This is a genomic window from Rhabdochromatium marinum, assembly GCF_016583795.1.
GTDB lineage: Bacteria > Pseudomonadota > Gammaproteobacteria > Chromatiales > Chromatiaceae > Rhabdochromatium > Rhabdochromatium marinum.
Map to the genome: position 1 here is coordinate 33,567 of NZ_NRRS01000006.1, position 11,534 is coordinate 45,100.

The 11,534-nt window shown below is 60.0% G+C and carries 11 protein-coding genes and 1 pseudogene; 9 read left to right on the plus strand and 3 right to left on the minus strand.

The window, feature by feature from the left end:
- Positions 1-16: 16 nt before the first annotated feature.
- A complete protein-coding gene (locus CKO36_RS03170) occupies positions 17-331 on the plus strand; it encodes a DUF1640 domain-containing protein (RefSeq protein WP_242469353.1) in 315 nt (104 codons plus the stop codon).
- Between the two features lie 71 nt (positions 332-402).
- Here the strand turns inward: CKO36_RS03170 and CKO36_RS20375 are convergent.
- Positions 403-669 (minus strand): annotated as a pseudogene (locus tag CKO36_RS20375) (IS982 family transposase); the annotation flags it as partial.
- A 125-nt stretch (positions 670-794) separates the two neighbouring features.
- Between CKO36_RS20375 and CKO36_RS03175 the strand changes: the two are divergent.
- From CKO36_RS03175 to CKO36_RS03190, 5 genes are all read left to right on the plus strand, one after another.
- Positions 795-2,099, plus strand: a complete 1,305-nt coding sequence (locus CKO36_RS03175) for a hypothetical protein (protein WP_200280450.1) — start codon at positions 795-797, stop codon at positions 2,097-2,099.
- A gap of 218 nt (positions 2,100-2,317) precedes the next feature.
- Complete coding sequence (locus CKO36_RS03180; protein ID WP_200280453.1) at positions 2,318-2,947, plus strand: IS607 family transposase; 630 nt, start codon at positions 2,318-2,320, stop codon at positions 2,945-2,947.
- Positions 2,944-3,153 (plus strand): hypothetical protein, encoded by a 210-nt coding sequence (locus CKO36_RS03185; RefSeq protein WP_242469354.1) that lies wholly within the window; start codon positions 2,944-2,946, stop codon positions 3,151-3,153. The genes CKO36_RS03180 and CKO36_RS03185 overlap by 4 nt, the downstream gene beginning before the upstream one ends.
- Positions 3,143-3,403: a hypothetical protein gene (locus CKO36_RS19525; RefSeq protein WP_242469355.1), complete on the plus strand. Its 261-nt coding sequence runs from the start codon at positions 3,143-3,145 to the stop codon at positions 3,401-3,403. Before CKO36_RS03185 ends, CKO36_RS19525 begins: the two co-directional genes overlap by 11 nt.
- 33 nt (positions 3,404-3,436) lie before the next feature.
- Complete coding sequence (locus CKO36_RS03190) at positions 3,437-4,003, plus strand: hypothetical protein (protein ID WP_200280456.1); 567 nt, start codon at positions 3,437-3,439, stop codon at positions 4,001-4,003.
- Here the strand turns inward: CKO36_RS03190 and rimO are convergent.
- Positions 4,000-5,331: a 30S ribosomal protein S12 methylthiotransferase RimO gene (rimO, locus tag CKO36_RS03195; RefSeq protein ID WP_200280458.1), complete on the minus strand. Its 1,332-nt coding sequence runs from the start codon at positions 5,329-5,331 to the stop codon at positions 4,000-4,002. The two genes, CKO36_RS03190 and rimO, sit on opposite strands and share 4 nt — an antisense overlap.
- Before the next feature lie 467 nt (positions 5,332-5,798).
- Between rimO and iscB the strand changes: the two genes are divergently transcribed.
- The 3 genes from iscB to thiO all read left to right on the plus strand — a co-directional run bounded on the left by iscB (position 5,799) and on the right by thiO (position 9,394).
- Positions 5,799-7,148: an RNA-guided endonuclease IscB gene (gene iscB, locus CKO36_RS03200; RefSeq protein WP_200280460.1), complete on the plus strand. Its 1,350-nt coding sequence runs from the start codon at positions 5,799-5,801 to the stop codon at positions 7,146-7,148.
- A 208-nt stretch (positions 7,149-7,356) separates the two neighbouring features.
- Entirely contained in the window at positions 7,357-8,286 is a 930-nt protein-coding gene (gene ispH, locus CKO36_RS03205) for a 4-hydroxy-3-methylbut-2-enyl diphosphate reductase (RefSeq protein ID WP_200280462.1), read from the plus strand.
- Positions 8,287-8,299: 13 nt separating this feature from the next.
- Complete coding sequence (thiO, locus tag CKO36_RS03210; RefSeq protein ID WP_338053413.1) at positions 8,300-9,394, plus strand: glycine oxidase ThiO; 1,095 nt, start codon at positions 8,300-8,302, stop codon at positions 9,392-9,394.
- A 2-nt stretch (positions 9,395-9,396) separates the two neighbouring features.
- Here the strand turns inward: thiO and glgX are convergent, their stop codons facing one another.
- Positions 9,397-11,475, minus strand: a complete 2,079-nt coding sequence (gene glgX / locus CKO36_RS03215) for a glycogen debranching protein GlgX (protein ID WP_200280464.1) — start codon at positions 11,473-11,475, stop codon at positions 9,397-9,399.
- Between the last annotated feature and the right edge of the window lie 59 nt (positions 11,476-11,534).

Sequence of the window (11,534 nt, forward strand, 5' to 3'; positions counted from 1 at the left end):
AGGAGTTGCTGGCCGGATGCAAACGCCGGAAATGAAACAAGCCATGAACACGTTTGACACGCTGAGATTTGTTGAGCGATTGAAACTGGCAGGCATCAGTGAGGAACAAGCCAAGGCGGAAGCAGAGGCGCTGGCATCGGCATTTTCTGAGGCCATGAGTGGACAGCTAGCGACCAAGCCGGACATCAATGGCTTAGAGTGCCAGGTGACCGCCGAGATCCATCGCCTCGAACGTGAATTGCTGGTGTTGAAATGGATGGTCGGCTTGGTGCTGGCGGGCATTCTCGCTCTGGTGTTGAAAGCGTTCTTTTTCGTCGGTGCTGACGGATGAAGCGCTTACCGGCAGCCGGCATGATGGCCGTCTGTTCAGTCTACATAACCCAAGTTGCCACCTTGGCTGATTCAGAAAAGGAAATTGAGGCTACAGGCCAGGATAAAGAATGCTGTCTTGAGTTCAAAACCGGCAGCGGTCACGCTGTGGACATGCTTGGGTAGCAATCGTTCGATGAGGCTTCCTGTGGTTTCCACGGCATGACGCGCGGATGACATCAAGTACGTCAGCGCCGGTTCATGGGGACGCTTGGAGTTTTTCTTGCGAAGCGGCTGCAGATGTAAACCGGCTTCCTCCAGAAGATCTTCATAGTCGTAGTCATTACAGCAATTCCCGCCGAAAAAATTTTCGGCGTAACAACAGCAGGTTGGCCCAGGCTCAAAAAAAGTTTTTCGTAAACTTTTGGCGCTGACTCGGTAGACTGGCCGGCATCGTTCAATGTCAGATTGCGAGGGTGGTGCTGATGAGCACGCCGTTTTGCCGCAAGCATCTCAGCATTGAGGGGCTGCTCAAAGAAGCGCATCAGGTGTTTCGTCGAATCCCCGATGCGCCGGGTAACGACATCGCCTTGGTCGATCATCTGATGTCGGGGCTGGCGATCTTCGGGTTGAAGTATCCGTCGCTGCTGCAGTTCGATCAGGACTGCCGGGAGGAGACGACGCGAGCGAATCTCAAGGCGCTCTATGGGATTGAGCAGGCCCCGAGCGACACGCGCCTGCGCGAGCGGCTCGATGAGCTTGACCCGAGCCAGGTACGCCCCCTCTATCAAGCGTTGTTTGCTCAGTTGCAGCGCGGCAAGGGGCTGGAAGGATTCGCCTACCTTGATGGCCATTACCTGCTCTCCGTCGATGGCACGGGCTATTTCTCCTCCAAGCAGGTCCACTGTCCGTACTGCGCCGAGAAGCACCACCGCGACGGCACCATCACCTACTATCATCAGATGCTCGGTGCGGTGTTGGTCCATCCGGATTGCCGGGAAGTCTTTCCCTTGGCCCCCGAGCCCATCCTCAAGCCCGATGGGTCGAACAAAAACGACTGCGAGCGCAACGCCGCCAAACGCTTGCTGAGCGATGTGCGTCGCGAGCATCCCCACCTGAAGCTGATTGTCGTTGAAGATGGCTTGGCCTCCAATGGACCGCACATCCGCCATCTGCAAGCGCTGGATCTGCGCTTCATCCTCGGGGCCAAGCCGAGTGATCACACGTTCTTGTTCGAGTGGGTGGCGGCGACGGAGCAGACGCGCGAGGTCAGCTTCAGCAACGAGGACGGCTATCGTCATCGCTTTCGCTACCTCAACCACGCGCCACTGAACGACACCCACTTCGACTTGGAGGTCAATTTCTTCGAATACTGGGAGTACGCCCCCGACGGGGGCGTGCAGCACTTCTCCTGGGTGACGGATCTCCTCATCGACGACACCAACCTCATGACCCTAATGCGAGGTGCACGCGCACGCTGGAAAATCGAGAACGAAACCTTCAACACCCTCAAAAACCAAGGCTATCACTTCGAGCACAACTTCGGTCACGGCCATCAGCATCTCAGCACTGTGCTCATGCACCTGATGATGCTGGCGTTTCTGATCGATCAGATCCAACAACGCTGCTGCCGGCTGTTCCAGGCCGCCGTGACGGCGGCCAAGAGCAAGACGCGGTTCTGGCGCAAGTTGCGCAACCGCTTCGATCTGTGCCTGATCCCCAATTGGGAGGTGCTCTATCAATCCATTATCGACCCACCGCAGATCGCCTTGGGGTACAACACCTCGTAGCCCCCCGGCCGTGACCGATCGTGCTTGAGGTGTCGTTTGAGGGTGAGAACAAGCCGGGCGTACCACAGCGCTTCTTTGTCGCGAGGTGTTCGCGTGCCGGTTGATTTTCAACGGCGGATCGGGGCCATCGCAACCGCTCGCCACAGAGGTCAGCGGGAATTGCTGGAGCAAACAACTGTTCCTTGATTTATTACTGAAAGTTGTTAAACTTTCTTATTATGAGCAAGCGATACAGCATTGGTGAATTTGCTAAGCGGATTGGGCGGTCGCCACAGACGATCCGGCGGTGGGAAACCGAGGGGAAGCTACAAGCCAAGCGGTTGCCGTCGGGACATCGGTATTTTGATGAATCCGATGTGCGCTTGATGCTGGGCGGGGCGCCGAAGACGCGGGATGTGGTGGTCTATTGCCGGGTCTCCAGCGCCGGACAAAAAGACGATCTCGCCTCGCAAGTACGAGCGATGGAAACCTACTGCCTGGGCGCGGGGATCGCGGTGGATGAGTGGATCCAAGAGATCGGCGGCGGGATGAACTTCAAACGCAAGCGCTTTCTTGCCCTGATTGACCGGATTCAGCGCGGGGAAGTGCGCCTGTTGCTAATCGCCCACAAAGACCGGCTGATGCGCTTTGGGTTTGATTTGTTCGCGCACATGGCCGAGGAAAACGGTTGCGAGATCACGGTGGTGAATCAAGAAGCGTACTCGCCTGAGCAGGAAATGGTCGAGGATCTGATGGCGATTGTGCAGACCTTCAGTTGCCGTTTGTATGGGATGCGCAAGTACCAACAACAGATCAAGGAGGATTTTGCTGAGATGCCGATTCATCAGCCAAAGGATCGGTGCGAATGAAAGTCACCCGAATCCATCGCGCCCAGCGCGTGAACAAAGGCAAGGTCGCCGCCTTGCGCGAACAGGCGCAGCGGCTCGGGCCGGTGCGCTCTGAAGTCTGGCAGCGATTCGGCTCGCTGCGAGGCGTCAACCGCACCGACCGTCAGATTCGCGATCAATGGCTGAAAGACCAGCGCGTCTTTCCGGTCTCGGCCAATGCCTGGTAAAGAAACCCTGCGCGATGCTAAGGGCGACATCACCGCCAACATGGAAGCGGCCAAAATCAAGGCGCGCCGGTGCATCTGGCGTCACAACGAATGGACAAGCGATCCGTATCTGCGCCGAATCATGCCCATCTTGCTCGAACGCACTGAGCGCCTTCGGTTGGGACTGCTCAACCAGGACTCCAGTTGCTCGCCTGGCATCAACCGGATGCTATCAACGGAGAGCGAAGTGCCGAAAAACCACTCACTATGAGCAATTTTGTTTAGGTTTTTAGGAGCAGCAGCGATGAAGGCTTTAAACCCAATCCTGATCGTGTCGGCACGGATAGTGAGCGTTGCCTCGATCCTGGTGCTGACGGCACTGATGCTCGGTTGTTCCACTCAGTCACCCAAGGACATCGATTACGATCTGGCGGCGACCAACATCAAACCCTATGAATATGGCCAAGTGCTTTGTCATGGTGTGGCGATGGCAGTGCGCCACACCTGCATCACGCGCGCAATGCAGCACTATCGCGAGCGGGTGCGGGTGGATGGCCCGCCGACCGAGGCCACGCAGGGACCCTTTACCATGGTGTTTGCCGACGGTGACTTTTATGTCGGGCGCTATGTTTCGGATCCCTTTGCCGCGTCTTTCAGCGCTCGCAATGCGCGTGGTCAACACTGTCGCGGGCGTTACAGCGCCTATTACGGTGACAAGGAGGCAATTTTCAAGATCCGTTGCGATGATGGAATCACTGGACGTGGCAACATTATCCTCGATCTGGGTGGACGCAATGGCCTGGGTGAGTTCAGGCTAAACAACGGCCGCCATGGGCGTATTGCCTTTGGCTATGCGGCGGTAGAGATTTAGTGGGCATCGTAGTCGGCCGGTTCACCGATGAGATCATAATCACCGCTGCCGGTGATGCGCACCAGGATAAAGTCGCCGGGTTCGATCTCCCAGCGACCTGGGATAATCACCTCGCCGTCGATCTCCGGTGCGTCGGCATGGCTGCGGGCGATGCAGCGATCCGGCTCGATACGATCAATCATTACTGTCAGTTCCTGGCCGACGTAGGCTTTCAGCTTGGCGTGGCTGATGGCGGCCTGATGCTGCATGAAGCGTTCGAGTCGCTCCTGTCGGATAGCCTCCGGTACCGGATCGGCCAGCGCATTGGCGGCGGCGCCTTCCACCGGCGAGTAGGCAAAGCCGCCGACCCGATCCAGCTGCGCCTGGGTTAAAAATTCCAGTAACTGCTCGAAGTCGGCAGCGGTCTCGCCGGGAAATCCCACAATAAAGGTGCTGCGCACCACTAACGTCGGGCATTGCTCACGCCAGTGCGCCAGGCGCTCTAGCATGCGTTCACTGGCGGCTGGGCGGCGCATGGCGCGCAATATCCGGGGGCTGGCATGCTGGAGCGGCATGTCGAGGTAGGGCAGAATTTTATCCTGCGCCATGAGTTCGATCAGCTGATCGACCGCCGGGTAGGGATAGACATAGTGCAGACGCACCCAGGGGGCGATTTCCCCCAGCACCCGGGCCAGGGAGCTGAGATCGGTGCGCAGGGGACGACCACGCCAGAAGTCGAGTTTATGGTTGAGGTCGCGGCCATAGGCACCCGTGTCCTGGGCGATCACCATCAATTCGCGCACGCCGCTGTCAACCAGTTGCTGCGCTTCCTCCAGGACTTCGCCGATAAGGCGGCTGCGCAGGGGACCACGCAGGCTGGGAATCACACAGAAGCGACAGTGCTGATCGCAGCCCTCGGCAATCTTAAGATAAGCGGTATGCGCTGGGGTGAGCTTGATGCCCTGGGGTGGCAGCAGGTCGCCGAATGGATGCTGCGGGGGTGGCAGATACTGATGGACTACCTGCATCACCGCATCGCTTTGCGCGGGGCCGGTAATGGCCAGCAACTGCGGATAGGTGGCGCGGATCAGCTCGGCGCGCGCGCCCAGACAGCCGGTGACAATGACTTGGCCATGGAGTTTGAGGGCCTCGCCGATGGCGTCCAGCGATTCGGCGACCGCGTCCTCAATAAAACCGCAGGTATTGATGATCACCAGATGCGCCGAGGCATAGTCCGGCGCGATCCGATAGCCTTCGGCCCGCAGCCGGGTGAGCAGACGCTCGGAATCCACCGTGGCTTTTGGACAGCCCAGGCTGATAAAACCAATACTCGGAATCTCGGTAGTCACAGGGCTTGGGGCTCCGGTTTTGTTACAGCGGAGAGGAACTATAGCGTTTTGCTCAGATTTTTTCTTGCGAGCCGCTGTATTTCCGGTAGGATGACCGGCGGATTGGCCGCAGCTGATGTGGACGATTCTCCCAAGCCACTGGTCTTGACAACCGTGTCGGAGTTATATGTAACCACCGTCAACTACCCCCGCCTGAAGGCGAGGGCTTGTGAGGCGACTCATGAGCTGGGTTGACCAGGGAAAGCGGTAGCCAATCCGCTACGTTTGCAACAGGTCGTTAAGACCCACTCCGGGATGCTTCCTCAGTCCCGGACACTGGAAGATCAGGATCATGCTGACGAAAGGTAAAACGTCGAAGGTCTTGATCGCTGTCGCAAGGCGGGAGCCGGTTGCAGACAGTCCCGAGGGGAGCGAGCCGCAAGGCTCCGTCACCAGGCCCGTAAGGGCAACGAGTGTGGAGAAACGACATGGCCGTTTTTGTTTTGGATAAGCAGAAAAAGCCGCTGATGCCCTGTACGGAGAAACGCGCGCGGTTATTACTTCAGCGCGGGCGCGCGGTGGTTGTGCGTCTGGCCCCCTTCACCCTTCGCCTGAAAGATCGCGTGGGTGGGACACGACAGCCGCTGCGCGTGAAGCTCGACCCAGGCAGCAAGACAACGGGGATTGCTGTGGTGCGCGAATCCGAAATCATTGACAGAGACACTGGCGAGGTCGAACGGACCGCGCATGTCCTCTGGCTCGGGGCGTTGGAGCATCGGGGGCCGTGGATCCGTGAGGCACTGGAGAAACGCCGCCATTACCGTCGCGCCCGGCGCGCGCGCAAGACCCGCTACCGGGCGCCACGTTTCCTCAACAGAACCCGCCGCGACGGCTGGTTACCGCCATGGTTGCAGCATCGAATCGACACCACCCGCCACTGGGTGGATCGGTTGCGGCGGCTCGCCCCAATCACCGCCCTCAGCCAAGAGCTGGTGCGCTTCGATACCCAGGCGCTCCAAAACCCGGAGATTGCCGGTGTCGAGTACCAACAAGGCGAACTCGCAGGCTACGAGGTGCGTGAGTACCTGCTGGAAAAGTGGCACCGGACCTGCGCCTACTGTGGCGCGACGAACGTGCCGCTGGAGATCGAACATCTCCACCCCAAGAGCCGGGGCGGATCGGATCGGGTCTCGAATCTGACGCTCGCCTGCCGGCTCTGCAACGAACACAAGGGAAACCAGCCAATCGAGGTGTTCCTCAAGGATAAGCCGACGCTCCTGAACAAGATTCAGGCGCAAGCCAAAGCCCCCTTTCAGGACGCCGCTGCCGTCAATGCGACGCGCTGGGCGCTGTTCAATGCGCTCAAAGCAACCGGCTTGCCCGTTGAAACCGGCTCGGGCGGGCGCACCAAATACAACCGCACGCGGCTGGGCATCCCCAAGACCCATGCCCTGGATGCTGTCTGCGTCGGTACCGTCGATCAGGTGAATCACTGGAACCGCCCGATCCTGGCGATCCGGGCCACGGGGCGCGGAAGCTACGGCCGCACGCGGGCGTTCAACAACGGCTTTCCGCGCGGGTATCTCATCCGCCACAAGCGCGTTCATGGTTTTCAGACCGGCGATTGGGTGCGCGCCGAGGTACCCAAAGGCAAGAAGGCCGGTGTGCATCTCGGGCGCGTGGCGGTGCGTGCCACCGGATCGTTTAACCTTCAGACCCCTGACGCGACCGTGCAGGGCATTTCATACCGTTACTGCCGTGTGCTGCAACGCGCCGACGGTTATGGCTATTGCGTTCAACCCAAACCTTTAACGGAGGAGACGAGACGGACGGCCTAACCGCGCTACGCGCGGTGCGCTATCCATCCCCGCCCTGAAGGACGGGGTTTCTCGCGCAAGACTGATGAAGAATTGTAAGTTGTGCAAATTGAGCAACACCTGCAATGATCTGCCGGGTGTCTGTATCCTGATCCCTTATCTGGCTGTGGCTGTGATTGCTGTCTCGGTGAGTTATCTGTTTGTGACGCAAGAATTGTTGATCTAAATCATGGATGTTTTGCTCGCCAACCCGCGTGGCTTCTGTGCCGGCGTTGATCGTGCCATTGAGATTGTTGAGCGCGTGCTGCAGCGCCATGGCGCCCCGCTCTATGTGCGTCACGAAGTGGTGCACAATCGGTATGTCGTCGAGACGCTGAAAGCGCGTGGGGTGATCTTTATCGAAGAGATTGCCGAGGTTCCCGCCGGCGCGGTCTGCGTTTTCAGCGCGCATGGTGTGTCGCTGAGCGTGCGCCAGCAGGCCGAGGAACGCGGTTTGCAACTCTATGATGCGACTTGTCCGCTGGTGACCAAGGTGCATCTGGAAGTCGCGCGCCATTGTCGCGAGGGCGCCGATGTGGTGCTGATCGGTCATCGCGGCCACCCGGAAGTCGAGGGCACTCTGGGTCAGTGCCGTGACGGGGAAGGGCGCATGCATCTGATCGAAACGGTTGAGGATGTGGCGAGCCTTGAGGTACGGGATCCGCAGCGGGTGTGCTATGTCACCCAAACCACCCTGTCGGTCGAGGACAGCCGCGCGATGATTGCGGCGCTTAAAGCCCGCTTTCCCGCGCTCCAGGGGCCGAAGAAAAGCGACATTTGCTATGCCACGCAGAATCGCCAGGATGCGGTGCGCGAACTGGCCGCACGGGTGGATCTCATGTTGGTGGTCGGCTCGGTCACCAGCTCCAATTCCAATCGGTTGCGTGAACTGGCGAGCGCCCAGGGCATTACGGCCTTTCTGATCGACGATGCCGAGGAGATTGATCCGCAGTGGCTGGTCGGTCAGTCGCGGGTGGCGGTGACGGCCGGAGCTTCAGCACCCGAGCTGCTGGTGCAGCAGGTTATTGAGCGGCTGCGTACCCTGGGCGCTGAATCGGTTGAGGAATGTCGCGGCGTGTCAGAAGAAGTTGTCTTCGCACTGCCGAAATCACTTGGTTAAAGTGGACAAATGCATGATGAGTGATTATTTGATTGTTGGCGGTGGCGTCATGGGGCTGCTGACGGCCTATGAGCTGGCCAAGACTGATGCCTCGGTGACGCTGGTCGAGATGCGCGCCTCCGGGCGCGAGTCTTCCTGGGCCGGCGGCGGCATCCTGTCGCCGCTCTACCCGTGGCGCTATGCGCGTTCGGTGACGCAGCTGGCGCTGTGGAGTCAGGCCCGCTACCCGGAACTGGCCCGGGAGCTGCTTGATCTCACCGGCACTGATCCTGAGTATCGAGAATCCGGTCTGATGATTCTGGACGCCGAGGAACGCGATCTGGCGCTGGCCTGGGGGGAGCGCTATCAGGTGCCGGTCGAACTGCTGGATCGCACCCGCCTGGCCGCCGCCGAACCGAATCTGGCCTTGCGCCTGGATAATGCCATCTGGCTGCCAGGGGTGGCACAGATTCGCAATCCGCGTCTGACCAGTGCCTTGCGGGCCGCCATCGATCACAAGGTGACGCTGCGCGAAAACGAAGAAGTGCTGGATATCCTGGCCGAGGATGGTCGGGTGCGCGGGGTGCGCACGACCAAGGGTGAGCTGGCTGCCAAGCAGGTGGTGGTCTGTGCCGGCGCCTGGACTGCACAATTGCTGGAGCGCATTGGTGTGGCCCCGCGTATCCGTCCGGTACGCGGGCAGATGATGTTGTTTCACACCAAGCCCGAGCAGATTGCCCATGTCATGCTATATCGCGATCGCTACATCATTCCGCGCCAGGACGGTCGGGTATTGATCGGCGGCACTCTGGAGGAAGCCGGCTTTAGCAAAGGTACCACCAGCACGGCCAAAGATGTGCTGTATCGCTTTGCGGTGGAACTCTATCCCGAGTTGCAGCGCGCCTCGGTTGAAGACCACTGGGCCGGTCTGCGTCCCGGCTCGCCCGATGGCATTCCCTATATCGGCCCCTATCCCGGCATTGACGGGCTCTTTGTCAATGCCGGGCACTTCCGCAATGGTCTGGTCACCGGGCCGGCCTCGGCGCGGCTGATCAGCGATCTGATGCTACAGCGCGAGCCCATTGTACCGCCCGAGCCCTACGCCCTGGACGCCGAGCGGGGTAGTTAAACCTACAGCTGCGCGCGCGCTTCAAACACCATCACACTGCGCGCGACCACCATCAGGCGCGCGACATTGATTTGCGGTTGCTCGGGTGGCGGTAGCACTGGGCGCGCATCGGCGGTATCCACGGCACGGAACCAATGGAGTCCCGGCAGCGGCGGCAGTTCGCACAGCACCGATTTGTCGCTCATGTTCATGATCACATGCAGATGGGCTTCATCCGGGTTGCGCGCCGCCAGGGTGAAGGCGAGCAGGCGGGCGTCTGCCTCTCCCCAGGCGGCGCGATTCAAACGCGCGCTGTGCCAGCTGATATCAGGCAGATCGTGGGTGTGCTCGGCAGTGCCGGTGAGAAAATGCCGGCGCCGCAGGTTCGGGTGGCGGCGGCGCAGGGCGATCAGGCCGCGGGTGAATTCCAGCATGGCCCGCTGCGGCTCGACCTGTCCCCAATTGAACCAGCTCAGCTCATTGTTCTGGCAATAGGAATTGTTGTTGCCTCCCTGGGTGCGCAGAATTTCATCACCCGCCAGCAGCATGGGCACGCCCTGACTGAGCATCAGAATGGCGATGAAGTTCATTGCCTGGCGCTGGCGCAGAGCCAGAATGGCCGGATCATCGGTTGGGCCCTCAACGCCGCAGTTCCAGCTGCGGTTGTCGTTGTGACCGTCGCGATTGTCCTCGCCATTGGCTTCGTTGTGCTTCTGGTTGTAGCTGACCAGGTCGTGCAGGGTGAAGCCATCATGGCAGGTGACGAAGTTGATCGAATTGCCCGGCCGGCGCCCGCGCGTTTCATACAGATCGCTGGAGCCGGCGATGCGGGTGGCGACTTCGTCGATGCCGGGGTCGCCGCGCACAAAGGAGCGAATCACATCGCGGTAATGGCCGTTCCACTCTGCCCAACGGTAACCGGGGAAGTCGCCCACCTGATAGAGTCCGGCGGCATCCCAGGCCTCAGCGATGATGTGGGCGCGGGCCAGCTCGGGGGACAGCTCAATGGACCACAGAATCGGTGCATGCTGTTGGGGTTGCCCGTCCTCGCCGCGCGCCATGGCGCTGGCCAGATCGAAGCGAAAGCCATCCACATGCATGTCGTGTGCCCAGTAATACAGGCTGTCGATCAGATAGCGGGTGACCAGCGGGTGATTGCAATTGACGGTATTGCCGCAGCCGGTGTAGTCGCGATACTGGGAGCGATCGTCGAAGTCCAGATGGTAGAAGACCTCATTGTCCATGCCTTTGAAGTTGATGATCGGCCCGGTTGCGCCACCTTCGGAGGTGTGGTTGAACACCACGTCCAGGATGACGCCAATGCCGGCGCGATGCAGTGCCTTGACCATGTCGCGAAACTCATCGCGTGCCCGATTCGGCTCGACGGCATAGCCGGGATGCGGAGCAAAAAAGCTGTGGGTGCTGTAGCCCCAGTAGTTCTCCAGCCCCAGTTCGAGGGTCTTTGGTGGTGCATCCTGGACATCAAAGGCCATCACCGGCAGCAGCTCAACATGAGTGATGCCGAGCTCCTGTAAATAGGGGATCTTGTCGATCAGGGCGCGGAAGGTACCGGGGTGCTCGGCCTGCGCCGAAGGGTGGCGGGTGAAGCCGCCGACATGGAGTTCGTAGATAATGGCATCAACCAAGGGGGTGTGTGGATGCTCGTCACCCTCCCAGTCGTAGTGATCGCGCAGAATCTGTGCGCGCATGGCGCTGGCGACATTATCGCCCGGCTGACAGGCGCGGGCACGATCCCACAGCCGATCGCTGACGGTGGCGGCCCAGGGATCGAGCAGCAGTTTGCCCGGGTCGTGCCGACAACCGGTGTGCACCGTGTCATGGCAGCCATCCATGCGCCAGCCGTAGAAGACGCCCTCGGGTAGATCCTTAACCAACAGGTGCCAGAAGAAGAAGGTGCGGTGCTGCCAGGGATCGAGGGGGATGACCTGAAAGGGCGTCTGGCTGTGATCGTGTTCGAACAACAGCAGTTCCACTGTGGATGCGGTGTGTGAAAAACAGCAGAAATTCACTCCATCGTCAATGAATCTTGCACCCGCGCGGTCCCAGTGACCAGCGGCGACTTCGTATGGACCCAGTGCCATGAATGCTCCCTAGCGAGAAAGTAACAATGCCAGCGCTGTAGAATAACAGCCCCGACCCG